The organism is Pseudomonas serbica, from assembly GCF_028823535.1.
Taxonomy (GTDB): Bacteria; Pseudomonadota; Gammaproteobacteria; order Pseudomonadales; family Pseudomonadaceae; genus Aquipseudomonas; species Aquipseudomonas serbica.
The window spans coordinates 208,161-231,676 of sequence record NZ_JAQIYM010000007.1 but is presented as its reverse complement, the minus strand read 5'-3'; the positions used below and the strand labels follow the sequence as shown (position 1 = coordinate 231,676).

Genomic DNA, 23,516 nt, shown 5'->3' with positions numbered 1-23,516 from the left:
CCGGCGAAGGCGTCAGGTCAGTCACCGAAGGTGTTGAATGACAGAGCGCCTTCGCTGGCAAGCCAGCTCCTACAGGGGATCGGGGTCAGTGCTGGCTGTAGCGCTTGCGATAAGCGCCCGGTGACACGCCAAAGCGCGATTTGAACGCCGACGAGAAGTAGCTCGAATCCGAGAAACCCCAGGCATAACACAGTGCCGAAAGCTTCTGCTCGACGTCGCTGCGGCGCAGGTTTTGCGCGCAGAAGTCCAAACGCCGATGCTTGATGTATTGCGCCACCACCAGGCCGCGCTTGGAGAACATCCGGTACAGGCCGCGCACGGAAATACCCACCTCACGGGCGATCAGTTCGGGACAGAGTTCCTCGTCGCTCAGGTGCGCGTCGATGAAGGCGATGATCTTGCGAAACTGCCGCTCATGGGGATCGACAGCACTGTCACGGGCGCTGATACCCGGCAGCAACAGGCTGGCCAGGGCATCGAGCACCGCTTCGCTTTCCTGCATGTCCAGCCCTTCCTGCTGGCGAGTCTCCAGGACCAGCTTGTTGGCCATCGCCGCCAGGGGGTTGTTGGCACCGATGCGCGTGGCGCAGTTGACCGCATTGAAGTGCGAACCACGCTCCACCACCTGACGCGGCAAAATCAGCGACAGTTGCCGGCAATCGTCGTTGTAGATCATGTCGCTCGGGCGGCTGGCGTCGATCAGGGCGATGTCGCCACAGCCCAGTTGCGCGCGGTTGTCGCCCTGCTCCAGGTGCGAACTGCCGCGCAGCTGGAACACCGCGTAGTAGTGGCCGTCGCTGCTGGTGCTGACGTCCTTGCTGGTGCGATACAGATGCACGTGCGCCATGTCGACCACACTGAGGTTGATCGCACCGCTGCGAAATTCCGTCAACTGGCCGTAGAAGTCGGTGTCCAGCGCCCTGGCGTCGAAACGCCCGCAGGCCTGGTTCACCTGGCTCAACCAACTTTCGAACGCCTCATTGCGCACCGTCGATGCTGTAGTCATGTCCGCAAAGCCTCAGGTTTTTTGTTGTTATTTCTCGACCGCTTCGTCGAGCGGTTCGGTCGTACGGTTAATTCTTTAGCCCTCACCTCCCTCGATGGCCGCCGGGCGCCATTCAACAGGCTCCGGCGTCAGCTTTCCAGTGAAGAAAGCGCTTAGATGTCCAATACCAGACGAGCGGAAAGTGCCCGGGAAACGCAGGCGCAGATCTGCTTGTTGGAGGCCTTTTCCTTGTTCGAAAGGCAGTTGTCGCGGTGCTCCGGCACGCCGTCGAGCACCTCGACGATGCAGGTGCCGCAGATGCCTTCGCGGCACTCGGTGTCGATGTCGCAACCGTGGGCCTGGAGTACGTCGACCAGGCTGGTGTTGGCCGGCACTTGCAGCACCACGCCGGAACTGGCCAGTTCGACTTCGAAGGTACCCGCCGGGGCGCTGTTGGCGGCCGGGTCGGCGGCGAAGTGTTCCAGGTGTATGGCGTCGTCGGAACGGGTGCGCGAGGCCACTTCCACCACTTTGTTCATGAAGGGTGCCGGGCCACAGGTGTAGACGTGGGCCGCAGGATTGGCGCGTTCCAGGCAGGCGCTCAATGCGCTGTCCAGGTCCGCCGGTTCCACGCCGTAGTGGAACTCCACATGCTCGGCGAAATTCGTCGCCAGCAACTGGGTAAACGCCGCGTACTGCGCCGAACGGGCGAAATAATGCAGGCGATAGGGCTGGTCGCTCTGCGCCAGTCGATAGGCCATGCTCAGCAGCGGCGTGACGCCGATACCCGCGGCGAACAGCACATGTTCGCGGGCACTTTCATCGAGACGGAACAGGTTGCGTGGCGCCCCCATTTCCAGCTCCATGCCCTCTTCCACCTGCTCGTGCAGCGCCAATGAGCCCCCGCGCGACTGCGCTTCTTTCTTCACCGCCACCAGATAGGCGCGGCGATCCTCTGGCGGGCTGCACAGTGAATACTGGCGGGTCACTCCGGTCGGCCCGGTGAGGTCGACGTGGGCACCCGGTTCATAGGTGTCGAGCGGCTGGCCGTCACTGCGCACGAGGCGAAAGGAGCGGATATCCAGCGCTTCGTCGACGATCCTTTCGATCTTCACCTTCATCATTGCATCACCTGACTATTTTTTTGTTTAACACAGCATTTGCAGGAGCTGGCTTGCCGGCGATGGCGGCCTTCAGCCTTGCATCGCCTATGTTGACGCCTTCGCCGGCAAGCCGGCTCCTACAAGGGTTCTTTTGCGAGCATGAGATCAGCGCATGAACAGGCCGCCGTTGACGTCCAGGCACGCGCCAGTTACGGACGTTGCGTTGTCGGCGATCAACAACAACACGCTGTCGGCAATGAACGCCGGGTCGCCGAGGGTGCCGGCCGGGATCATTTTCAGGATCTGCTCCAGTCGCTCCGGGGCCACGGTTTCGCGCACCACTGGCAAGTCCAGGGGCCCTGGCGAGATGCTGTTGACCGTTACCCCTTGTGGCGCCAGTTCACGGGCAAAGACCTTGGTCAGCGTCGCCACGCCGCCCTTGGCCGCCGCGTAATGCGCACCGGTGGCGGTGCCGCCGTTCTGCCCGGCCAGGGAGGCGATGTTGACGATGCGGCCAAAACCCCGCTCGGCGAAATGCGCGCCGAACACCTGGCAGGCCACGAAGGTGCCGCGCAGGTTGATCGCCATCGACTCGTCGAACTCTTCGGGCGTGATGTCCATCAGCGCCGCGACTTTCGACACCCCGGCATTGTTCACCAGGATGTCGGTGCCACCCCAGTGCGCGACGAGCAGGTCGCGGGCACGCTGGAAGTCAGCCTTGCTGCGCACATCCAGCTCGATGGCCACGGCCGTGGCGCCGCTGCCATCCAGTTCGGCGGCCAGTTGCCGCACGCCATCGAGACGCACATCGGCCAGGCCGACGCGATAACCGGCGGCGTGCAGACGGCGGGCGATGCACTCGCCCAGTCCGCGGGAGGCACCCGTTACGAGGGCTACTCGACTCATGATGTTGCCCTCACAGAAGGAATCCGAGCGCGCTCAGGCTGTCGGTGGAGTTGATCAGGCGCACCACTTTGCGCTCCAGGCTCGGCACGCCATCGGTGAAGCGGATACGGTGGTTCAGGTCGGCCACGAAGGGCGTGTGCACGCCACGCTTGTAGGCGTAAAGCAACTGCGCCGAGTTGACTTCGACGATGTCGCCAGCCGCTTCCACCAGGCGGAAACGCGAGACCGTGCGAATGGTTTTCGCCGCGTCCACCGCCGATGGCGAGTAGCCGGCGGTCAGGCGTTCGATGCGCAGGTCACGCATGCGTGCGTCGTCGTAGGCGTAGTTCAGCGTTGCTTCGAAGTCTTCGGTGTCCGGGTCGATCGGCACGATGTACTTGCCGCTTTCGCTCCACAGGGTCGCCCACTCGGCGTAATTCTTGTGGTCGAGCAGTTCGGCTTCGCGCCAGATGAACTCGATGGCCTGGGCCAAGGGACCGGTAAAACCGTGCATGTCGTGATTGCTCATTGGCTCATCATCCTTTTCCACATGTCGTAGGCACCGCGCATACCGCCTTCGTCGGTGGCGTGGCTGACCTTGTCGCCGTTTTCAGTGGTGATTTCGCGGTTCAGGCCGCGATTGACCAGGATCGGCGCGTCGACGCCGGCGTACGAGCCGCGCTGCACGCGGTCCCACGCTTCGGCGTCGTCGGGGCTGCCGAAACCGAACGGGCCCTGGAAGTGTTCGTGAATGCGCATGCGTTCGCGGTTGGCGATTTCCGGACCGCCGTCCATGCCGAGGGCAACGTGACGGATCTCGGTTTCAGTGACCGACACCGGGCGCAGCACACGGAAGAACGACATCGACATCGCCACGTTGGGGAACAGGTTCAGGTTGAAACCGGCGCCGTGCAGCGAGCGCACGATGCGGCGGACCTGATCGGCCGGCATCGTCTTCGACAGTTCTTCGGTGACGTGGGCAAACCGTTCTTGCAGTTGCTCAGTGCCGTCGTCGTGATCCAGATCGACATGCTCCGGCACCATCACCATCACGCTGTGACCGTTGCCCAGGGAGTGGGTGACGGCTTGTTCGTCGGTCATGAACGAGAGCATTTCCGAGGTTTCTTCATCCACCGACGACATGAACGACTTGTGCACGATCGGGAAGTGGTAGCCGTCGGTGGTGTTTTCCAGCTGGATCTTCCAGTTGCCCTTGAAGCTGAACTTGTGTTCGCCCTGGGTCTTGATCGGGTAGCCGGCGCCCTGCTTCATGAACAGGTCCATCCAGTGCTTGGCGCCGCCGAGGAAATCTTCCAGCGGTTCGATCTCGTCGTTGTAGCTGGCGAAGACCATGCCGGCGTAGCTTTCCACGCGCAGGCTGGTCAGCGGCAGTTCGGACTTTTCCAGGATGCCTTCATAGCCGTCCGGATACGGCAGCGCGCGCAGCTTGCCGTCCAGGCCATAGGACCAGCTGTGGTACGGGCAGGTAAAACCGGTGGCATTGCCCTTGTGCTTCTCGCACACGGTGGCGCCACGGTGACGGCAACGGTTTTCCAGCACGTTGATGTTGTTCTTCTTGTCGCGCACGACAATCACCGGGCGACGGCCGATGGTGGCGGTCTTGAAATCGCCGCTGTTGCGCACTTCGCTTTCGTGGGCAACCCACACCCAGGTGCGGTAGAAAATCTTCTCGAGCTCGGCTTCGAACAGCGCCGGGTCGTTGTACAGCGAGACGTCAACGCGGTCATGCTGGACCAGGTCTTCGGGGCTTTTCGACGTTGCGATCAGCCGGTATTCATGAGTGCTCATGCGGTTCTCCTCATGGCTTCTTTTTATGATTGATTGGTTGAGGCTTGCAGCTGCGCACCTAAGGCGCAGACCAGTTCGTCCTGACCTTTGCGACCGACGATCTGCAGACCGACTTTCAGCCCGCCGCAATCGAGTTCCACCGGCACGCTCAGCGCCGGGTGACCGCTGAGATTGAAAGGCCTTACCAGCGGAGTCATGCCGGCCACGGCCTTGCTGCCGCTACGCGCCTCGCTCAGCGTCGGTGGAAGGCTTGGCAGCGTTGGCAGCAGCAATACGGCAAAGTCTTCCAGCGCCGCGTCCACTTGTTGAGTGAACGCTGTGCGCACGGCTTCGGCCCGGGCCAGCTCTTCGCGGGTGGTGCGGCTGGCCGCCAGCAGGCGTGTTTCCACATCGGCGCCAATCAGGCCCTTGCCGGTCAGGTGGCCGAACGCCGCCCAGTTTTCGAAATTGATCACGGTCAGGCCGGCGGCAAAGGCTGCCTCGAATTCGCTCAGGTGCACGTTGCCACGTCGCCATCCGGCGCGGTCAGCGGCGGCTCCCAGGCTGGCTTGCAGGTGCGGGTCGCAGCTCACTTCAACGAACGCGACTCTGGAACCGGCGCCCGGCAGGCCCTGCACTTCAAAGCCCGGGCAAATCACCTGCATGGCAGCGATCAGGTCGTCCATGGATCTGGCGAACGGCCCGACGCAATCGAGGCTGGATTCCAGCGGATGGGCGCCAACGCGACTGACACGGCCGTAAGTCGGCTTGAGCCCGGCGATGCCGCAGCAGGCCGCCGGCACCCGCACAGATCCACCGGTGTCGGTGCCGATGGCGATGTCCGCAAGGCCCGCCGCGACCGCCGAAGCCGAACCGCTGGAGGAACCACCGGGCACACGGTCCGGTGCTTGCGGATTGATCGGCGTGCCGGTCCAGTCGTTGATGCCGGTGACGCCGAAAGCCAGCTCATGCAGGTTGGTCTTGCCGACGATCTGCCACCCGGCATTGAGAATCGCGTCCACCACTTCAGCGTTTTTAGTTGCTGCAGGTGCATCGGCAAAGGCGCGGCTGCCCGAACGGGTCGGATGGCCGGCGATGTCGATGGAATCCTTGATGGCCACGCGCTTGCCGCTGCCACCGAGGAGGAATTCACTGATGAACGTACTCATGCATTGAGCTCCGTGTTGAACAGCCGTTGCGTACGGAAATGCGCGATCAGCCAGGTGCCGTCGACACAGCGAAAATCGATGTTCAGCCGCGTGCCGAACAACTCGCTGCGGCCATCGGCGTAGGTGGAAATCTGCTGCATGATCCACTGCCCTTGCGCCGTGCTGCCGTCGACCTGGATCGACTCGCTGGTGAGGTAATGCAGGTTCAGGCGGAAGTGGTCCGATGGCGGCAGGTAACCACCGACAAAGGCTGCCACCGCTTCACGTCCACGGTGTTGGCCAAACGTCTGTGCGGTGGTACTGCCAACGCCTTCCCATATCGCATCGACGGTGAACAGCCGGGCCAACTCACTGACTTCAACCAGCGCCCGCGGCACATCGCACAGGTCCATGTAGCGCGCCATCAAGCGACGCACAGCACTTTCCCCTTCGAGCGTCGCCAGACGCTGCAGCAAGGCCTCGTTCATGGCTTACACCTTGGCCGCATCAGGGATGGTCAGCGGGCGACCGATGCGCGCTTCGATCTTGGCGTAGCGCCACAGGCTGTATTGGCCGACCGGCGTGGTGCGGAACAGGTTGCAGGCGTCGATCACCGACTGGTGGCAGTCGACGTCGGCCATGATGTACACGGTCCAGGGCGAAGTGGTCGAGGGGCCGACCATCAAGCGGTCGTCGTCCATGGCGCCGAGCACGGTGATGCCGGGCATCGCGCCGAGGTCGCCCATCATCTGGCTGAAGCCTTTCCACACGCTCAGGCCTTCGCCGGTGGGCAGGTCGAAAAAGTTCTGGGTGATGCCGATGCAGAAGACGACGCGCAGTGGTTCTTGAGTGGTCTGGGTCATGGGTGTTGATCCTTGGAAAAGAGGGTTCAGATGTAGCCCGGGAACGGCGGTACGCCGAGGAACACCGAGCCGGCGCCGTCGTACAGCCCTTCGCTGAGAAAGGCGTGCTGGGTCACCACCATCGAGTCGCGCAGGTAGCGCTGTAACGGATGGCGCAGGTAAATGGCGGTGGTACCGGCCAGGCTGTAGGCGCTCTGCACCACGGCGGCACCGGCCTGGGACACGTGGATCGCGGACAGGCGCAGCAGGCTCGTTTGTTCCGGCGTGACCGGGTTGCCGGCCAGGATCGAGTTCCACACCTGTTCGGTGGCGTTGTAGAAGAACCCGCGGGCAGCGGCGAGCTTCGCTTCAGCCTTGGCAATCTCGATACGCACATAAGCGCGGTCGGCCATTTTCGGCGCACCCGTGATACCTCCCCCGCCGGCCATGCGGCTGACTTCGTCGATGGCAGCGCGGGCCAGACCGAGGTTGACCACCGCCAGCACTTGCGCGGCGTAGGCAATCGACGGGTAGCGGAACAGCGGCTCATCGATGGTTGCCGCCCCGCCGCGAATAAACGTCCAGCGCTCGTCGATGCGCTTGTCGGTGACGCGCAGGTCGTGGCTGCCGGTGCCCTTGAGGCCCACCACGTCCCAGTTTTCGACGATCTCGACCTGGTCCGGACGGAACACCGCTGTGCGCGGCTTGCCGCCGGCGGCACCAATGCCCACGCCCAGCAGGTCGGCGCCTTTGCAGCCGCTGGCAAATTTCCAGGTGCCGTTGACTTGATAGCCACCTTCGACCACCTCGGCGGGTTGCAGCGGAAACAGGCCGCCGGCGAAGACAAGGTCAGGGCTTTGCGAATAAAGTTCGGCCAGGGTTTCTGCCGGCAACGCGGCGAGATAGACACCGGCGCTGCCGAAGCTGGCAACCCAGCCGGCAGAGCCGTCGGCTTCGGAGATGCGCTCGATCATCTGCAGAAACTTTGCCGGGGCCAGGGCATCGCCGCCGTAGCATTTCGGCGTGGCGGCACGGTAGATGCCCACCTGCTTGAAGCGCTCGATCATGTCCCGCGGCACATGGGAGCCGGCGTCGAATTCGTTGCGGCGTTGGCGTACTTCTTCCAGTACCTGCGCAAAGGCCGGGCTGTCGACGACATTCTCGTCAACATCGATCGATGCGTCTTGTTGCGCGACCGCTGAACGCAGCATGGGCTTTCTCCGTTTTGCTTTTTGTGTAGGAGCAAGCTTGCTCGCGATGGACGACCCGACACCGTGGGCCATCGGACAGCCCGCGTCATCGTTGACGTTTTGCGCGAGCAAGCTCGCTCCTACAGGTAAAGGGTGTTGGTCACCCTTGCATTTCGGTCCAGTGTAAAAACCGCATGCCGGCGCAACTATTGGTGCGTGCAGCCTCCCGACTAAAGAAATCCCCTAGCGCCACGCCGGTTACCTCTGAGCGCATCCCCATGCGTGAGCAGGTATAAAAAGCCATACTTGCGATTCCACCGGTCGCAACCTTCTGCCGCCAAGGGCCGTGCGATGTACTTGCCAAAACCGAATGATTTTTTTGCGCTGATCGAAGCCATGCCGCTGTGCATCATTCTTCACGATGCGCAGACCAAGGAAATTCTCTGGGCTAACGCCGCCGCCCTGGCGGCGCTGGGTTTCACCCTGGAGGAATTGACGCCACTCAAGGCCCCGGACATGACCCGCGATGCGCCCAAGTACCGGCGCTCGGTGGGCCTGCGCTGGCTGGAAGGTGCCGCGCGCACCGGCCAGCGCGCCATCGAGTGGTGCTATCGCTCCAAGCAAGGCGTCGAGATTCTTTCCGAGGCGGTGGCGACCCTGGTGCACCTGGATGGGCGCGATGTGCTGATGGTGCAGTTTCGCGACATCTCCAAGGAGGACAAGGTCAAGCGTGACCTCAAGCGTTTCGAAAGCCGGCTCAAGGCCTTCATGCAGGATTTGGCCGAAGGCGTGGCGGTGCTGGGCCCCGAGGGTGACATCCGGTTTATCAGCGACTCCGGCGCGCACTTGCTCGGCAATGAAGTGCACCCACTGATGGGCAAGAACTTCCTGGCCGGGTGCGACGACGCTTCGCGCCAGCGCCTGCTGCAACGGTTCGCCCATGAATCCCCGGAGCACGCGCCGTTCAACGTGCATTACAAAGTGCAGCGACGGGACGGCGAATGGCGCTGGCATGACGCAACGTGCCGCTATATAGAGATCGAGGATGACCTGGTCGGCCATCTGCTGCTGTTTCGCGACGTCACCGAGCAGGTGCAAGCCGAAGAAGCCCGACGGGTCAGCGAGCAGAAACTCGAATACCTGGCGCGCTACAACGCCATGGGCGAGATGGCCGTGGCCATCGCCCATGAACTGAGCCAGCCGCTGGCCGCCACGCGCAATTTCATCGAAGGCGCGGTGATTCGCCTGGGCAATGCCGCTGACGCCGATCAAGGCGTCGCCTGGGGTCTGCACAATGCCGTGCGGCAGATCGAGCACGCCTCGGTGATCATCAAGAGCGTGCGCGATTACGTGGTGAAACTGGAGCAGAGCGAAGAGCTGGTCGACCTCAACGAGCTGCTGCGCGAAACCCGCTACTTCATCAGCCTGAGGGCCGACCCGAGCCTGGTGCGCGTGGAGGTCGTGACCTCGCCCGAGCCGCTGCGGGTGAGCTGCGAGAAGGTGTTGATCGGCCAGGTGATCCTCAACCTGGCTTTCAATGCGATCGAAGAAATGGCCGACCTGCCAATCGAACGCCGATTGTTGCGCATTCATGCCAGCGCCCAGGACGGCGTGGCGCTGGTACGCATCGAAGACAGAGGCCGCGGCATCCAGGCCCAGGCGCAGGAGAAGCTGTTCGATGGCTTCTTCTCCTCCAAGGTCAGCGGCAATGGCATCGGCCTGGCGCTGTGCAAGAACATCATCGGCCGTCATCGGGGCGATATCTGGGCGCAAAACCTGGAGCCTTGTGGTGCCGTGTTCAGTTTTTCCCTTCCCCTCGCAATTCCCGCCTGACACCCCCTTCTCCTGCTCGTTCCCTCGCTCTGCGTGGGAACGAGCGATCCTCCCCCACGACTGGCACAGATACACAAACACTTGGCAGGCAGGGCAATTCCCCCGATCGCCGGGCGAGGCACTATTCGATGGTCAGAATCTGCCCACTCACCCGCGATCCGCGTTACCTACAATTCAGGAAGTTCCCCTTATGCGAACAAACAGGATCTCCGTACAGTCAGCGCTAGGCCTGAGCCTGCTTGTACTCGGTTTGAACAGTGCCCGTGCGGACCTGCCAGCCGACACCATCGGCCAGACCACCCTGGCCTTCCCCGCCGAGCCGCACCGTGCGTTCGTGGTCGATGTCGAGTTCGAGAGCTTCGTCGCCGGGCGTATCACCGTGGTCGATCCCGACCAGAAACGCGTGCTCGGCATGGTGCCGACCGGCTTTGCCGCCCCTTCGACCCTGAGCCACGACGGCAAGCTGATCTACAGTGCCGACATCTGGTACTCGCGTGGTACCCGCGGCACCCGCACCGACGTCCTGACCGCCTGGGACAGCTCGACCCTGTCGCCGGCCTGGGAAGTGCTGATCCCGAACAAGCGCGCCGAATCGCTGACCCAGCGCTACGGCCTGAAGACCAGCGGCGACGACCGTTTCGTCTACGTCTACAACTTCACCCCGTCGACCTCGGTAACCGTGGTCGACACCCAGAGCAAGGCCGTCGCCAGCGAAATCTCGATCCCTGGCTGCGTGCTCAATTACCCGGTGGGCAAACGTCGTTTCGCCTCGCTGTGCGGCGACGGCAGCCTGCAGGTGGTGACCCTCAACGACCAGGGCCAGGAAACCGCGCGCAACCGCACGCCGTTCTTCGACCCGAATGCGCAGAAGCTGGTGGAGCGCGCGGTCAACGTCGGCGACACCTACTACTTCACCACCACCACCGGCACCGTGCGCGCCGTGGACTTCTCCGGCGACACGCCAAAAATCCTGCCGAGCTGGTCGCTGGTCACCGAGGAAGAAAAGAAAGCCGGCTGGGCCCCGGGCGGCTGGCAACTGATGGCCGTCGCGCCGAAGCTCAACCGCCTGTACGTGCTGATGCATGACGCCCACGAACCGATGAAGTGGGAAGACCCGAGCACCTTCATCTGGGCCTTCGATCTCAAGACCCTGAAAAAAGTCGCCACCCTGGAAGCCCCGGCTCCGGTGTGGAGCATGCAGGCAACCGGCGACGACAAGCCGCTGTTGCTGGGCACCGACGTTGAGGGCGGCTTGCAGATCTTCGACCTCAAGACCAACCAGCACACCGGCAGCATGGCCAAGGTCGCCAAAACCGCGACCCAGGTCATGAGCTACTAAAAGAGATTCGGCCCATGCAATCAGATCCGATCTTCATTAATGCCTGCGCCCTCGCCATTTCGGCGTTGCTGGCCAGTGCCGCGACCCACAAGGTGCGGGCCCCGGGGCGCTTCGCCAGGCAGTTGGCGGATTATCAGCTGCTGCCTGCCGCCCTGGTTCGCCCGAGCGCCCGCTTGATCCCGCTGCTGGAACTGGCCATCGCTTTCGCGCTGCTGGTCCCGGTCAGCCGGGGCTGGGCGGCGTTGGGCGCGGCCAGCCTGCTGGCACTGTACGCCGCCGCCATCGGCATCAACCTGTGGCGCGGTCGTCGCGACATCGACTGCGGCTGTGCCGGCCCAGACCAGGCGCAACCGCTGCGCCCGGTGCTGCTGCTGCGCAACAGCGTGCTGGTGGCGCTGGCGTTGCTGGCCAGCGTGGCGCCGGTGGTGCGTGACATGACTGTGTTCGATGGCTTCGTGACCCTGGCTGCCGCCGCTGTCGCGCTGCTCATCTACGCCGCGGCCGATGGCTTGCTGGCGAACTCCCCTCTTCTGCTCAAACTGATTGGTAGGTAATCGAAATGGAAGGCTTGATCGTTTCCAATGTTCTGCTCTGGGTGCTGCTGGTGGCGGTGGCGTTTGTCGTCATGGGCCTGGTCCGTCAGATCGGCGTGCTGCACGGTCGCCTGGCGCCGGCCGGCGCACTGATGGTGGACAAAGGCGTGGCCGTCAACGAAGCCGCACCGCAAATCACCGCCGCCGATCGCAAGGGCCGCCCGGTGAACTTCGGCTACGCCGGTGAAAAATCGCAACTGCTGTTTTTCCTCTCGCCGACCTGCCCGATCTGCAAATCCCTGCTGCCGGCGATCAAATCCATCGCCAAGGAACAGGCCGGTACGCTCGACGTGGTGTTCGTCAGCGATGGCGACATGGATGCCCAGCAAGCGCTGATCCGCGAACACAAGCTCGAAGACGCCACCTACGTGGTCGGCCCGGAAGTGGGCATGACCTACCAGATCGGCAAGCTGCCGTACGCCGCGCTGATCGACAAGTCCGGCACCCTGCGCGCCAAGGGCTTGGTGAACTCTCGCGAGCACCTGGACAGCCTGTTCGAAGTCGAGCACCTCAAGCACGCGACGCTGCAGCAGTACCTCAATGCGCAGCCCCACGACCTTTCTCACAATCATGCTCACGACCATAGCCACGGCCATAGCCACTGATAAGGCAGGGAGACCTTCATGAAACTGCTGGATCTGTTATTCGAGCGCTCCACGCGCCGTGTTGCCGACACTACTTCGCGCCGCAAACTGTTGTCGCGCATGGGTTCGCTGATGGTGGCCGGTGCCGCCCTGCCCCTGCTGCTGCCCCTGGACCGAACCAGCAAGGCGCTGGCCGCCACCGACCCGAAGGCCGGAGACCCGGGTGATCCGAACAGTTGCGACTACTGGCGCTACTGTTCCATCGACGGCTTCCTGTGCAGCTGCTGCGGTGGCTCGGTGACGTCCTGCCCGCCGGGCACCGAAGCGTCGCAAGTGACCTGGATCGGTACCTGCCGCAACCCGGCCGACGGCAAGGACTACATCATTTCGTACAACGACTGCTGCGGTAAGCAAAGCTGCGCCCAGTGCGCCTGCACCCGTAACGACAGTGAAGAACCGGCCTACCGCCCGTTCAACAACAACGATGTGAACTGGTGCCTGGCCGCCAAGTCGCACATCTATCACTGCACCGTTTCGATCATCCGTGGCGTGGCGGTCTGACACGCGCTTTACCGCCGGTTGCCTGGGCAATCGGCGCTGTCCCTTGCAGGCGCTGGCTTGCCAGCGCCTACAGGTCCTCTAAGGAGACATCTCATGCGCAATGTGCTCATCCTCGGTCTCGTCTGCGCCCTGAGCGCCCCGCTCGTCCAGGCCCGGGCCATCCCGGACCCGACGCAACGTCACGCCCCCGGCAACGAGGAACTGCAAAAGCCCATCGCCCAGGCCGGCTACAGCGTGGGCGTGAACTATCAGCTGCAATGCGCCGGTTGCCATCTGGGCAACGGCATGGGTTCGGCGGCCAATGACACGCCGAGAATGACGGGATTTGTCGGTAACTTCCTGAAAGTCCCCGGCGGTCGTGAATTCCTGGTACGCGTGCCAGGCATGTCGCAATCGGCGCTGAACAACGCGCAACTGGCTGACCTGCTCAACTGGCTGATGCGCGAGGACGGCATGGCCGGCAAAAGCAGGCCCGCCGACTACCAGCCCTACAACGCAGACGAAGTCGCGGCACTGCGTGCCAAGACCATGCTCAACCTGCCGGGCACCCGGGCCGAACTGATCAACAAGATGCGCGCCCAAGGCATCGCCATCGAAGACGGGATGAGCAACTGAGTAGTTTTTCCTGATACAACCGGGGCCCAGGCCTTCGCGCCTGCCCGGATAATTCCCTTGCGACCGATGGTCGTCCAGACACCCTAAAAGCAAACCGACCGACGCCTGCGTCACGGCTCCCGACTAAACTTCGTCCATAACGTGAATGAATCCACAGTGCTGCTAAAGTGATAGCACGGGACCCCGCATTCTCCCCTGCTCTGCGAATTTCGGTGGAGGGTGGATTTCTCGACTATAAGTAGCTTGCCGTTGAGGCTAAAGCTCTGAAACGAGGGTAGTTTTGACCTGGATCGCGTTCTTGTTGGGCGTGAGGGGGTAGCAAAAATGGGATCTGATCATGATTTTTGAGCCGAGCAGTAGCCGTTCCGTACTCCAGCGAAGAAGCAGTACCAGTATCTTTATCCAGGCCGGCCTCGATAGTCTTGCTGTAACCGGAGTCGCTTGGTACCTGATTGACTACCACATCGGCTACATCACCCAGGCCTATGTGATCATGGTCCTGCTGTTGCTGGGGGCATTGGCCGTCGTCTACGACCATTACGCCATTTATCGAAGCAATGTCGTGTTCGCCGTCAAGGCCTTCAAACTGTTCAAGGCATGGACCGCCGCCTTTTGTTTTCTCGTCGCCATGGCCTTTCTTACGAAACAGAGCGAACAGTACTCACGCCTGTTGGTCGGTGAGTTGTTCGTCATTGGCTATTTTGCCCAGCTGCTGTTGCACCTGGGGAGCCGTGAACTGCAAAAGAAGTTCCTGGCGCATCCCACCCAACGGGACAACGCGCTGATCATTGGCTCGGGAGAGCTGGCGGACTTCCTCCACCAGAAAATCAGCAACAACCCGTGGCTGGGTGAACGGGTCGTCGGTTCCGTGCTGATCGGAGCGGCGGATGACCATGGCAAGGATGGTTCGGAAAACCCCAACCGCCTGGCGATCCTGGGAAACTTGTCCGACCTTGATGACCTGGTCGCGCAACACTCCATTCGCACCGTCTACTTCGTCACGCCCCTGGACGGATCGCAGGTGATCAAGGATGTGTATTTGAAGTTGTTCGACAAACACATCTCGGTCAACTGGGTGCCGGACATCTTCTCCCTGCGCCTGATCAATCACAGCGTTCGCGAAATTGCCGGCATTCCCGTGCTGACTTTGTCCGAAACCCCACTGATGGGCATGCGCCTGCTGCTCAAGAACCTTGAAGACCGCGTGCTGGCGTTTCTCATTTTGCTTTTCGCCGCTCCAGTGTTGGCCATCGTGGCCATTGCCATCAAGCTCGATAGCCCCGGGCCGGTGTTCTTTCGCCAGCAACGGATGGGCTGGAGTGGCGGACCTTTTCGCATCTGGAAGTTCAGGAGCATGGTCGTCCACCAGCCGGAAGACGGCGTGGTCAAGCAAGCGCAAAAGAACGATCCGCGCATGACCCGGGTCGGCGCCTTCATTCGCAAGACCAGCCTGGATGAACTGCCGCAGCTGTTCAATGTGCTGATGGGCGAAATGTCCCTGGTGGGACCTCGTCCCCATGCCATCCAGCACGATGCGCAGTATTCGCCTGACATCGCCGACTACTTTGCGCGCCACAACATCAAGCCAGGCATCACCGGCCTGGCCCAGGTGCGTGGGTATCGGGGCGAAACCAAAGATATCGAACAGATGATTCGTCGGGTCGATTCGGACATCGAATACATCAACAACTGGTCGCTGTGGCTCGACTTCGTCATTCTTGCCCGGACGGTGACGGCGTTCTCCGGCAAGCATGCCTACTAGGGGTGCCTTGCGTGCGCGAGTCGCCCGGTGGCGCTGGCAATCAGCGCTACCGGGTTGCGAAAAGGCAGGTAAAAGCCTGGAAGCCCGTCAGGCCGGGAACAGATCGAGCGTGCGTTCAACCTCGTCCGGGTCGATCCTGAAACCTTCGCCGTCCGGGGTACCCACCACAAAACCGAAGTTTTGCTGATCGCGATCCGTCAGGTACTTGAAGAAGCAGACGAAACGATCAGGCGGTTGCAGGATCAGCAACGAACCGCCGGGCTGCAGCAGATTGACGCCGTGAATGAGCTGGCTGCCTTCGATGCCGATCACTGTCCTGGCCCCGGCACAGGCCGCGACGATGGTTGGCACATCGCACTTCGACGGGTCAATGATGCGAAAACCCCGGCGCTCGCGCAGCCGTTCAGCCAACTCCAGTTCATTGCGCAACAAGCGCAACTCGCCCTTGTTGCCCCGCAGAACGAATACGCCGGGGTGAGAATTGACATTGACATGCGACAGCAACTTTTCAGACATTCCGCGAAAGCGCAGGTGCTTATGGCGGTTGTGACTGATGTCGTCAAAGATCACCAGCTCTCGAAAAAACGCATTGCGCACACGAACCGGATTCATCCCCAGCCAGTCTTCATAACCTGGCGCGTGAAGAATCCCGTGCCTGGCAACGGAAACGGCGTCTTCGCGGAGCACCGTCGTCACCGGGACGCCCTCCTGGCTGGCCATGGGATAGGTGATGCAATCATCGACCATCCATGAGCCAAACCACTTGTTCCCGCCCATGGTGCAATACATCGCCCCGCGATCGATTTCTCTTTCTATGCGGATCTTCGGCAACCATTCAATCCTGGGCGACAACCATGACTTGGCATCACCTTTGTAAATCGCACCGTCGATCAACCAGGCGTCCTTGATCAGAAAGGCGCGTGTCGGGCGGTGCTGGACGAGACCATTGCCCTCCATGGTGCGTCGGGGATGTTCGAAGGGATAAAACTGCCATCCCGTCACGCGCTCAAGCTGGTTGGGCAGATAAAAAGCAGGCGGCGCAATGGATGCATCCGCCGGAGCAACTTCCCAGGTCTTCACCGCGACGCTCTGCAATTCCTGCGACGGTTTTCTGGCAAGTTTCTCCTTTAACAAGTGTTTATACGCAGCAAAACTCCATTTCGCCCCAGCGCCGCTCACCAACATATTCGATTGCGACATAAGGATTACCACTCTACGTTTAAATACCAATAACGCTTGTCATCTGCTTGCTCGACATCAACATCAGTTGCAAATCAGGCTTTCCATGGCAGGGGGCGATTTCAGATGACTATAGCGACCGCGTAAGGTCTCCAGCAGTGTTTCCTGCGGCGCCTTGGCGCAGTGAAGATAGACCTTGGAGAGCCCTCCAAAACCCATTTCACGATAGCGTTCGGCAATTTCCTCATCACTTGGCCCGTCCGGCAGTCCAAGATGAAGGGTCAGTTTTTTACCCTCTACAGCAAACAGCGGTGTTTCCCAGAGAAATTGTGCGACGCCGACCCTGGGCAATCGGACAAACAGATAGCCATGGTTATTGAGCGTATCGACATCGCCGCCACGCCTTCTTTTCCATTCCAGCAGGCCATCGTCCGGACGCGCCAGGCATGTGCCGATATCGTAATAGTCGAAGCCGTTTTCCAGCGCCCATTCCAGCGCCATGAAGGTGGTGATCGAGTTGATTTCGCGCAGCTTTTTCGCATCCGAGTACACCGTTTCCGGGTAGCCGAAACGGATCGTGCTCCAGTAGCGCTTGCCCCCGCGGGTGATCACGCAACCGAGGTGGCAGGCGACGACTTCGTCCTCCAGCAGCACCAGGTCCAGTCGCCCGGCGGTTTTCGCCACCCTGCGCACCTCCTGCTGTTCGATTTGCGAAGCGGATGTGCCATGCCTTGCGCTGGCATAAGGTTGCAGCATGCCCTGGTCGGCGCTTTCGATTTCGTCATCGTTCAACGCCTGTTTCAGGCGATAACGCAGGCGGTTCTTGCGCAGATTGCGGCGCAACTCGGAGTTGTATCTGGCGGTTATATCCTCGATCGACCTGCCCAAAGGAACAACCGCGCTAAGATATTGCGGCACGCACAATGCGCCCGGCGTCGGTATTTCGCTGACAAATACCGTACGACCTGATTTATCCGGTTTAACTGGCTGATTGGCAACCTGGGGTTCGGCGCCCATCAGCACTTTGACAAATTCACGCTGGGCTTTGCGACCCACATAGAGAATGTCGTAAGCGCTCGCTTCGCGCAGCTTGAACCTGACGATTTCCCAGCGCCAGAAACACGCTCGACCGGCAATGTCGCGCAGCCAGGCGTGGGTTTTCCTCAGTTCAAAGCGTACTGACGGCGTTATCAACTGACGCAACAGTGCCTTTACATATTCTTTCATTTCGTATTAACACTAATTAATTAAGAAAAGATTATTCGAAAGTTCGAATCGATGAATAAGACACTGAAAACCAGGCTTCGATACGGTGGCGGTTGACGTCAAACTTTCGTCGTTTTTTACATTAATTACGACGCAAGTCTCGACCGCGCCAGCAAGTCGTCGCTTAATGAGCAGTAAAGATGCTGCGCCTGAGTTTTGCAAGATATTACGACGCTAAGCCTATATATAACGCCCGCGTTTCACCCGCCCGTCGGCGCCGAGCAGGCAAGCGTCCTCAATATGAACATCGGGTTACCGACCACATATCGACTGAACAGGCGCCTGGGCTCACTGACCAGCCTGAACACCCATTCGCAGCCCAGGCCACGCATCCATTGCGGAGCGCGACTCACCTTGCCACCGAGAAAGTCCAGGATCGCCCCGCCACACACGATCAGGCACGGCACACCGCTGGCCGCCAGCCTGGCAGCAACGACTTCCTGCTTGGGCATGCCCATGCCCAACACCACCAGTTCCGGCTGATATTGCCGGGCAAGATCCAGGTAGGTCTGCACTTCGGCGAAACCATGGTGGGCAGACACCACATTGACCGCCCATGCCGCTTCGCAGTGCCTCGCCGCATTGGCCAGGAAAGGCTCTTGCGTGCCCCACAAAGCCACGCGTCGGCCTTTGTACGCCGACAGCAGCTTGGGGATCAGGTCCGTGCCGTTCATGTTCAGCCCCGGTGCACGACCCAGTCGGCGAAACAGGATGGACATGCCGGAGCCATCGCGCAGCAACACATCCGCGGCCGACAGCGCCTGGTAGTAGTCATTGTCCCTGGCGATCAGGTTCATCGCATGGGCATTGACGAACCCAAGTACCGTCACCGCCTGCGGCCTGGACAAAGCCTCGATCAAGCGCTGCTCCTGATCGACGTCCACCACGACCTTGAGCGACTGAATGATCGTTTGCCAGTTGTGCTGCCAGGCCAATACGCGCATCAGGAGTCGTCTCGCTTGGAACGTACCCATTCAACCTGGCGTTTAATCAGGAAGCCCAGGTACAGGGGGATTTTCTTCAGCGCGTAGAACGGCGCATAAAGCAAAGCAGAAAAGGCGATGATGCCGCGACCAAAGCGGCTCCAGGCCAGCAGGATGGTCACCATCAACATGGCCACCGCGAGCGAAGCGATCAACGCCGGCAGCCATGCGCCGAACAGCAGGAGCACCAGCCAGGAGAGGATAAACGCCGCGCCCAACAACAAGGTCAGCAAGGCTAGCGGCGGCACCAGCAGATCCAGGGTCATGGCCAGCAGGTTGAGGTTGCGCCGGGCAATCGACTCGCCAAGCAATTTTGGCGCGTCCCCCAGGATCACGCCCAAGTGACCATGTTCCCAGCGCGTGCGCTGGGTAGTGAGGCCTTCGTCACTGCGCGGAAAATAGCTGGTGACCAAGGCCTCGGGGCAAAACAACGGCGGCTTGCCGCTACGACAGAAATCCAGGCCCATCTTCAGGTCTTCGACAATGTGACCACTGGCCAGCGTGATCAAGGGCAGGTCGCGCCAGACGAACGCCATGCCGGTGCCCATCAGCTGGCAGGGCAAACCCAATCGGGCCCAGCCTAGCGGGCGCGCCTTGTTCTTCACGCACCAGGCAAACTCGGCGATCTGCACCTTCAGCCCGGAATTCGCCGGTGCGCGCATCAGATCAAGGGCCTGGGTTGGCCGTCCCGAATCGATGCACCGGATGGCCAGGCACTCGATGAAGCCTTCGCTCACCTGGCAATCGGCATCGACAATGATCAGTACGTCCGGCGCATCGCTGGCCAGATGACGCGCGCCAAAATCCAGCGCATAGCCCTTGCCACGCTGCTGGTCGTTACTGCGCTCGACCACCTCGGCACCCGCTGCGCGAGCTGTTGCCGCGGTGTCATCAGAGCAGTTGTCCGCCACCACCAGCAGGCGGTCGCCCGCCAGCAGTTGCGGGCGCAGGGAATCGAGTGTGGCCTTGATGATCGAGGACTCATTGTGAGCCGGCACCAGCACCGCCACCCGCGGACGCGAGCGTTGTGCCAGCGCAGGCGCCCGCACTGGCATGCCCGCCAGCAGCACCTGCACGAACAGCACCAACACCGGCAGGAGGAGGATTGCCAGCGGTACGCCAAGAAGCCAATTGAGGAATGTGATCATGCTTGCGCCTTGAACAGATGAGCCAACTTGGTCGCTTCGGTATCGATATCGTGGCGCTCGAGCACGCGCTGATAAGCCGCCTCGCCCATGCGCTGCAACACCTCGACAGGTTGCGCGAGGCAGTCCGCCAGCGCCGCGGTCAACTCGTCCACCGCGCCGGCGGGAAACAGCCAGCCGTTCTCGCCCTGGCGTACCAGTTCGGGAATGCCTGCGACATAGGTCGTCAGCACCGGCCGGCGCAACGCCATGGCTTCCATGATCACCACCGGCAGGCCTTCGGCGAAGCTCGGCAGGACCAGGGCCCGCGCGGCGAGAATTTCCGTGCGCACCTGTTCGCTGCTGATCCAGCCGGTGATTCGCACCTGCGATTGCAAGCCATGCCGGGTGATCAGTGCTTCGATCTGCGGACGCATTTCGCCGTCGCCGGCCAGGACCATCTCGAACGCCACACCTTGCTCGGCCAACCGGCGCGCGGCCTCAAGCAACAGCAACTGGCCCTTCTGCTCACACAAGCGCCCTACGCAGACCAACCGCGGCGCGGCCGGCACCGGCACCGCCGGCACATCGTGAAAAGCCCGCTCCAGGCCACAATGCACAACCTTGACCCGTGCCCAATGCGCGTGGTCGACCCAGCGATACAGCTGGCTGCGCCCATAGGCGCTGATGGCCGCGACAAACGCCGAGCGCCGGACTTTCTCGCCCAGATGAATGAACTGCGGCTTGTCGAACTCTTCCGGGCCATGCACGGTGAAACTGTACGCCGGCCCGCCCAAGGCGTTGGCCAGCATCACCACTTCGGTCGAGTTGGTGCCGAAATGGGCATGCACGTGCCGGGCGCCGAACGCCTTCGTCCAGGACAGCACGCGGCACGCCTCGAGCAAATAGATCAGGTGGTACGGCCAGGAACGATCGGCGCGCTGGCCCATGCGCAAGGCCAGCCACAGTGTCGAAAAAAACCGTCGCGGCTGGACGCGCAGCACCTGCAGCGCAGGTTTCAACAGCGCCTTGACGCCGCCCTCCAGCACATACTGGGTTTTGCTGCGCTCGGACTCGTCCTCGGTGTCCACCAACTCGGCATCCCAGCCTCGCAGCGCGATGCGTTGTACCTCAAAGCCCTGGCGTTCCAGCGCCAGGATCTCGCGACGAATGAAGCTATGGCTGACCTTCGGGTATTGATTGATGAAGTAAGCGATACGCATGGGCACCCGGCTTTTGTCGTCGAAATTGTTACTGCAGGTACCCCCACAGTAGTCCAGTCACCGGTCACGTCAATTCACGGCGTAGCTGCCTGCCAGCACCTTGTCGATCTGGGCAAAGGCGTCGTCCAGCAGTTCATAGCGTCGGCGATACATGGCGCGTTTTTTTGAAGCAATGGTTTCAAGGGGCTTCCTGGACGACGCCATGGGAATTTCAAAGAAGTCTTCGCGCTCCGAGGGGGTCGCCCCGTGCTCCAGCCAGATCGAATCGTAATTGGCGGCCAGCTGCTGGGCCTTGTGCGCACCAAAATACGGGTGGCGATGGTGACGGTAGACATCCCCTACCGCGTAGATTTTTCCGACACCGATATTGCCGGCAATGTACTTGATCACTTCAATCAGCAAGCTTCTGGGGCGCAGGCCTTCGAAGTCCTTGGTGACGTCCCGGTAGATGGCCAGCGACCTGTCGCTCTCGATGCCTTTATGGATGCCCTGGACGGCACCTATGAAAATGCACAGTTCACCCTCCGTTAAACACAAGGTGAAGGCTATCGAGGCGATGCGCAGGTCGCCCTGGAACAGGTTCAGCACCAGCTCGCCTTCTCGCATGAACCAGAACGGACGATCCAGCACCAGGGTGCAACCTGGCGACCAGGCCGTCAGATCGCTCAGGACCAGGCTGTCGTCGCGCCCGAACAACAGCAATTGCGGACAGCTTTTGCTGACCACTTCGTAGTGCGAGGCCATGACCCCGAGTTTGTCCTGGGCGCCCCAGCTTTTGCTGATGTAGGGCCAGTGAACGACGCCCAGGCAATCACCGCCGAGCTTCTCGATACCGGTGCTGCCCAGGGCGTTGGACATGCGCCCGAAAAACAGATTCAGCTCGGCCCGGTTCCTGGCCACCAACAGCAGGAACTTGAGTTTGTTCTTCAATGCCCTCAGGGAGTAACCAGCGTGTACGGAGAAGACGCTTTTGACGATCAACCAATAGTCCATCGAAGTCTCACTTGTATTCGATCAGTGCGGATTTTCCGGCACCGAACCTGTTCAAAAGAAACTTGACCTGCCCGACCATCTCGGGAAATTTGCCCAGCACGAGGAAGAACGCCAGCAGCCAGTTTTGCCGCGCGGGACCGGCACCCCGCTGAGCCAGGCGCGCAACCTGCAGGGGATAGACCAGCAGCACCAGCAGCCCGGTCCAACCCAGCATCAGCGTGGCAACGAGCGTTGCCAGCGGCACGCCCAGGCCCCAGAACCAGGCACGGCGCGACTCGCGGCGCCAATGGCGCTCGGGCGCGGCGCCATGTAAAAACGCGCCCTCGGCAAAGGCATAACCACCGCGCAGGGTTCGTCGCCACCATTGGCCGAAGCGAGTCATGCTCGCATCGTGCAAGGTCATTTCCTCGGCCAGCCGCCAGATCTTCCAGCCCTTGGCTCGCAGCCGCACACAGAGCTCCGGCTCTTCGCCGGCAATCAGGTCCGGCCGGTACCCGCCAGCCGTGGCGAAGGCGTCCGCGCGCATCAGGGCATCGCCACCACAGGCGCTGGTCGCACCGGTTGGCGTATCCCATTCGAGATCGCACATCAGGTTATAAATGGACCGCTGCGGAAAACGTTCGCGGCGCCGTCCGCAAACCACGGCCACCTCGGGTTGCGCATCAAGAAAAGCCTGGGCATGGGGCAACCAACTGGCGACCACCTCGCAATCGCCATCGACGAACTGCACGTGACGCATCGACGGCAACAAGCGTTGCAAACGGGCGAACCCTTCGTTGCGCGCGCGCGCAGCGGTGAAGGCAATGCGCATGTCCAGCTCGACCACCTCGACGCCAAGCCTTTGCGCCATCTGTACCGAACCATCGGTTGACCCGGAGTCGACATAGACAATCTGCTGCGCCATACCGACCAGTGAAGCCAGGCAGCGCTCAAGTCGCTGGCCTTCGTTGCGACCGATGACAACGACGCCCACACCTGTCGTCGCCGTGCTCATGAGTATTGCCCGGCATCGACGACTTTGCGCTGCTTGATGGTCGCCGGCACGCCGACGGCCACCGAGTTGTCCGGTACGTCGGTCAACACCACGGCATTGGCGCCGATCACCACATTGTTGCCAATGCGGATATTGCCCAGCACCTTGGCGCCGGTGCCGATATCGACGTTGTTGCCCATTATCGGAGCGATCGGCTCGTTCACGTTCTTGAGGCCCACGACCACGCCATTGCGGATCCGGCAGTCATCACCGAACTGCGCATAGCCACTGATCACGATGCCGCCGAAGTGATCGATGACGAAGTTGCGCCCGACCACCACCTCGCACGGCAGCTCGATGCCCGTCACGATCTGCACCAGTTTGAAAAGCACTTTGTAGAAAAAGGACAGCAATTTACGCAACGGTGCCGGGCGCACGCCATAGCGCCAGCGTCCGAAGCGATACACCAGCATCACCCAGAAACCCTGGGCGCCCCAGTCACCCTCGTATGCCCGCAAGTCCGCACGTATGTTATCGAACATGGACT

At 61.5% G+C, this 23,516-nt stretch carries 24 protein-coding genes; 7 read left to right on the top strand and 17 right to left on the bottom strand.

The window, feature by feature from the left end; all coding sequences use genetic code 11:
* Positions 1-85 precede the first annotated feature (85 nt).
* From feaR to NQL71_RS13530, 9 genes are all read right to left on the bottom strand, one after another.
* Entirely contained in the window at positions 86-1,006 is a 921-nt protein-coding gene (gene feaR / locus NQL71_RS13570) for a transcriptional regulator FeaR (protein WP_274642792.1), read from the bottom strand.
* A 152-nt stretch (positions 1,007-1,158) separates the two neighbouring features.
* Positions 1,159-2,109, bottom strand: coding sequence for a PDR/VanB family oxidoreductase (locus NQL71_RS13565; protein WP_046816385.1), 951 nt, complete (start codon positions 2,107-2,109; stop codon positions 1,159-1,161).
* Positions 2,110-2,253: 144 nt separating this feature from the next.
* Positions 2,254-2,994: an SDR family NAD(P)-dependent oxidoreductase gene (locus NQL71_RS13560; protein WP_248687133.1), complete on the bottom strand. Its 741-nt coding sequence runs from the start codon at positions 2,992-2,994 to the stop codon at positions 2,254-2,256.
* Between the two features lie 10 nt (positions 2,995-3,004).
* Positions 3,005-3,502, bottom strand: a complete 498-nt coding sequence (locus NQL71_RS13555; RefSeq protein ID WP_046816383.1) for an aromatic-ring-hydroxylating dioxygenase subunit beta — start codon at positions 3,500-3,502, stop codon at positions 3,005-3,007.
* Positions 3,499-4,782: an aromatic ring-hydroxylating oxygenase subunit alpha gene (locus NQL71_RS13550; RefSeq protein WP_274642791.1), complete on the bottom strand. Its 1,284-nt coding sequence runs from the start codon at positions 4,780-4,782 to the stop codon at positions 3,499-3,501. The genes NQL71_RS13555 and NQL71_RS13550 overlap by 4 nt, the downstream gene beginning before the upstream one ends.
* Positions 4,783-4,805: 23 nt before the next feature.
* On the bottom strand, positions 4,806-5,930 hold the full coding sequence (locus NQL71_RS13545) for an amidase (RefSeq protein WP_046816381.1): 1,125 nt from the start codon (positions 5,928-5,930) through the stop codon (positions 4,806-4,808).
* Positions 5,927-6,397, bottom strand: a complete 471-nt coding sequence (locus NQL71_RS13540) for a nuclear transport factor 2 family protein (RefSeq protein WP_046816380.1) — start codon at positions 6,395-6,397, stop codon at positions 5,927-5,929. The genes NQL71_RS13545 and NQL71_RS13540 overlap by 4 nt, the downstream gene beginning before the upstream one ends.
* A gap of 3 nt (positions 6,398-6,400) precedes the next feature.
* Positions 6,401-6,772, bottom strand: a complete 372-nt coding sequence (locus NQL71_RS13535; protein ID WP_034150260.1) for a hypothetical protein — start codon at positions 6,770-6,772, stop codon at positions 6,401-6,403.
* Positions 6,773-6,798: 26 nt separating this feature from the next.
* The gene (locus tag NQL71_RS13530; protein WP_274642790.1) at positions 6,799-7,962 is read right to left on the bottom strand and encodes an acyl-CoA dehydrogenase family protein; all 1,164 of its coding nucleotides are present in this window, start codon (positions 7,960-7,962) and stop codon (positions 6,799-6,801) included.
* 330 nt (positions 7,963-8,292) lie between these two features.
* On the opposite strand from NQL71_RS13530, the gene NQL71_RS13525 reads away from it, so the two are divergent.
* From NQL71_RS13525 to NQL71_RS13495, 7 genes are all read left to right on the top strand, one after another.
* Positions 8,293-9,774, top strand: a complete 1,482-nt coding sequence (locus NQL71_RS13525) for a sensor histidine kinase (protein ID WP_166619697.1) — start codon at positions 8,293-8,295, stop codon at positions 9,772-9,774.
* A 190-nt stretch (positions 9,775-9,964) separates the two neighbouring features.
* Positions 9,965-11,113, top strand: coding sequence for an amine dehydrogenase large subunit (locus tag NQL71_RS13520; protein WP_274642789.1), 1,149 nt, complete (start codon positions 9,965-9,967; stop codon positions 11,111-11,113).
* Between the two features lie 14 nt (positions 11,114-11,127).
* Complete coding sequence (locus NQL71_RS13515) at positions 11,128-11,667, top strand: MauE/DoxX family redox-associated membrane protein (protein WP_046816375.1); 540 nt, start codon at positions 11,128-11,130, stop codon at positions 11,665-11,667.
* A 5-nt stretch (positions 11,668-11,672) separates the two neighbouring features.
* On the top strand, positions 11,673-12,311 hold the full coding sequence (gene mauD / locus NQL71_RS13510; RefSeq protein WP_046816374.1) for a methylamine dehydrogenase accessory protein MauD: 639 nt from the start codon (positions 11,673-11,675) through the stop codon (positions 12,309-12,311).
* Positions 12,312-12,329: 18 nt separating this feature from the next.
* On the top strand, positions 12,330-12,851 hold the full coding sequence (locus NQL71_RS13505; protein WP_027620621.1) for a methylamine dehydrogenase light chain: 522 nt from the start codon (positions 12,330-12,332) through the stop codon (positions 12,849-12,851).
* 93 nt (positions 12,852-12,944) lie between these two features.
* Positions 12,945-13,466 carry a cytochrome C gene (locus NQL71_RS13500; protein WP_274642788.1) on the top strand — a complete coding sequence of 174 codons (522 nt, stop codon included), beginning with the start codon at positions 12,945-12,947 and terminating at the stop codon, positions 13,464-13,466.
* A gap of 337 nt (positions 13,467-13,803) precedes the next feature.
* The gene (locus NQL71_RS13495; RefSeq protein ID WP_166619695.1) at positions 13,804-15,228 is read left to right on the top strand and encodes an undecaprenyl-phosphate glucose phosphotransferase; all 1,425 of its coding nucleotides are present in this window, start codon (positions 13,804-13,806) and stop codon (positions 15,226-15,228) included.
* 87 nt (positions 15,229-15,315) lie between these two features.
* Here the strand turns inward: NQL71_RS13495 and NQL71_RS13490 are convergent, their stop codons facing one another.
* The 8 genes from NQL71_RS13490 to NQL71_RS13455 form a co-directional block, all read right to left on the bottom strand.
* The gene (locus NQL71_RS13490; RefSeq protein WP_077183025.1) at positions 15,316-16,428 is read right to left on the bottom strand and encodes a glycosyltransferase 61 family protein; all 1,113 of its coding nucleotides are present in this window, start codon (positions 16,426-16,428) and stop codon (positions 15,316-15,318) included.
* 63 nt (positions 16,429-16,491) lie between these two features.
* A complete protein-coding gene (locus tag NQL71_RS13485; protein ID WP_046816370.1) occupies positions 16,492-17,634 on the bottom strand; it encodes a hypothetical protein in 1,143 nt (380 codons plus the stop codon).
* Positions 17,635-17,873: 239 nt separating this feature from the next.
* Positions 17,874-18,617: a WecB/TagA/CpsF family glycosyltransferase gene (locus NQL71_RS13480; protein ID WP_274642787.1), complete on the bottom strand. Its 744-nt coding sequence runs from the start codon at positions 18,615-18,617 to the stop codon at positions 17,874-17,876.
* On the bottom strand, positions 18,617-19,804 hold the full coding sequence (locus NQL71_RS13475; RefSeq protein ID WP_274642786.1) for a glycosyltransferase family 2 protein: 1,188 nt from the start codon (positions 19,802-19,804) through the stop codon (positions 18,617-18,619). Before NQL71_RS13475 ends, NQL71_RS13480 begins: the two co-directional genes overlap by 1 nt.
* Positions 19,801-21,003 carry a glycosyltransferase family 4 protein gene (locus tag NQL71_RS13470; RefSeq protein WP_274642785.1) on the bottom strand — a complete coding sequence of 401 codons (1,203 nt, stop codon included), beginning with the start codon at positions 21,001-21,003 and terminating at the stop codon, positions 19,801-19,803. Before NQL71_RS13470 ends, NQL71_RS13475 begins: the two co-directional genes overlap by 4 nt.
* 69 nt (positions 21,004-21,072) lie before the next feature.
* A complete protein-coding gene (locus tag NQL71_RS13465) occupies positions 21,073-21,996 on the bottom strand; it encodes a DUF535 family protein (protein WP_274642784.1) in 924 nt (307 codons plus the stop codon).
* Positions 21,997-22,003: 7 nt separating this feature from the next.
* On the bottom strand, positions 22,004-22,990 hold the full coding sequence (locus NQL71_RS13460) for a glycosyltransferase family 2 protein (RefSeq protein WP_248687140.1): 987 nt from the start codon (positions 22,988-22,990) through the stop codon (positions 22,004-22,006).
* Positions 22,987-23,511 (bottom strand): serine O-acetyltransferase, encoded by a 525-nt coding sequence (locus NQL71_RS13455; protein ID WP_274642783.1) that lies wholly within the window; start codon positions 23,509-23,511, stop codon positions 22,987-22,989. The genes NQL71_RS13460 and NQL71_RS13455 overlap by 4 nt, the downstream gene beginning before the upstream one ends.
* Positions 23,512-23,516: the final 5 nt, after the last annotated feature.

Excerpts from the sequence above, each read along its gene's own strand:
- NQL71_RS13480 (WP_274642787.1), bottom strand. The coding sequence starts at position 18,617 with ATGCGCGTATTGGCCTGGCAGCACAACTGGCAAACGATCATTCAGTCG.
- NQL71_RS13485 (WP_046816370.1), bottom strand. The coding sequence starts at position 17,634 with ATGAAAGAATATGTAAAGGCACTGTTGCGTCAGTTGATAACGCCGTCA.
- NQL71_RS13460 (WP_248687140.1), bottom strand. The coding sequence starts at position 22,990 with ATGAGCACGGCGACGACAGGTGTGGGCGTCGTTGTCATCGGTCGCAAC.
- NQL71_RS13465 (WP_274642784.1), bottom strand. The coding sequence starts at position 21,996 with ATGGACTATTGGTTGATCGTCAAAAGCGTCTTCTCCGTACACGCTGGT.
- feaR (WP_274642792.1), bottom strand. The coding sequence starts at position 1,006 with ATGACTACAGCATCGACGGTGCGCAATGAGGCGTTCGAAAGTTGGTTG.
- NQL71_RS13535 (WP_034150260.1), bottom strand. The coding sequence starts at position 6,772 with ATGACCCAGACCACTCAAGAACCACTGCGCGTCGTCTTCTGCATCGGC.
- NQL71_RS13525 (WP_166619697.1), top strand. The coding sequence starts at position 8,293 with ATGTACTTGCCAAAACCGAATGATTTTTTTGCGCTGATCGAAGCCATG.
- NQL71_RS13470 (WP_274642785.1), bottom strand. The coding sequence starts at position 21,003 with ATGCGTATCGCTTACTTCATCAATCAATACCCGAAGGTCAGCCATAGC.
- NQL71_RS13545 (WP_046816381.1), bottom strand. The coding sequence starts at position 5,930 with ATGAGTACGTTCATCAGTGAATTCCTCCTCGGTGGCAGCGGCAAGCGC.
- NQL71_RS13475 (WP_274642786.1), bottom strand. The coding sequence starts at position 19,804 with ATGATCACATTCCTCAATTGGCTTCTTGGCGTACCGCTGGCAATCCTC.
- NQL71_RS13540 (WP_046816380.1), bottom strand. The coding sequence starts at position 6,397 with ATGAACGAGGCCTTGCTGCAGCGTCTGGCGACGCTCGAAGGGGAAAGT.
- NQL71_RS13555 (WP_046816383.1), bottom strand. The coding sequence starts at position 3,502 with ATGAGCAATCACGACATGCACGGTTTTACCGGTCCCTTGGCCCAGGCC.
- NQL71_RS13550 (WP_274642791.1), bottom strand. The coding sequence starts at position 4,782 with ATGAGCACTCATGAATACCGGCTGATCGCAACGTCGAAAAGCCCCGAA.
- NQL71_RS13565 (WP_046816385.1), bottom strand. The coding sequence starts at position 2,109 with ATGATGAAGGTGAAGATCGAAAGGATCGTCGACGAAGCGCTGGATATC.
- NQL71_RS13505 (WP_027620621.1), top strand. The coding sequence starts at position 12,330 with ATGAAACTGCTGGATCTGTTATTCGAGCGCTCCACGCGCCGTGTTGCC.
- NQL71_RS13500 (WP_274642788.1), top strand. The coding sequence starts at position 12,945 with ATGCGCAATGTGCTCATCCTCGGTCTCGTCTGCGCCCTGAGCGCCCCG.
- NQL71_RS13520 (WP_274642789.1), top strand. The coding sequence starts at position 9,965 with ATGCGAACAAACAGGATCTCCGTACAGTCAGCGCTAGGCCTGAGCCTG.
- NQL71_RS13495 (WP_166619695.1), top strand. The coding sequence starts at position 13,804 with ATGATTTTTGAGCCGAGCAGTAGCCGTTCCGTACTCCAGCGAAGAAGC.
- NQL71_RS13530 (WP_274642790.1), bottom strand. The coding sequence starts at position 7,962 with ATGCTGCGTTCAGCGGTCGCGCAACAAGACGCATCGATCGATGTTGAC.
- NQL71_RS13560 (WP_248687133.1), bottom strand. The coding sequence starts at position 2,994 with ATGAGTCGAGTAGCCCTCGTAACGGGTGCCTCCCGCGGACTGGGCGAG.
- NQL71_RS13515 (WP_046816375.1), top strand. The coding sequence starts at position 11,128 with ATGCAATCAGATCCGATCTTCATTAATGCCTGCGCCCTCGCCATTTCG.
- mauD (WP_046816374.1), top strand. The coding sequence starts at position 11,673 with ATGGAAGGCTTGATCGTTTCCAATGTTCTGCTCTGGGTGCTGCTGGTG.
- NQL71_RS13490 (WP_077183025.1), bottom strand. The coding sequence starts at position 16,428 with ATGTCGCAATCGAATATGTTGGTGAGCGGCGCTGGGGCGAAATGGAGT.
- NQL71_RS13455 (WP_274642783.1), bottom strand. The coding sequence starts at position 23,511 with ATGTTCGATAACATACGTGCGGACTTGCGGGCATACGAGGGTGACTGG.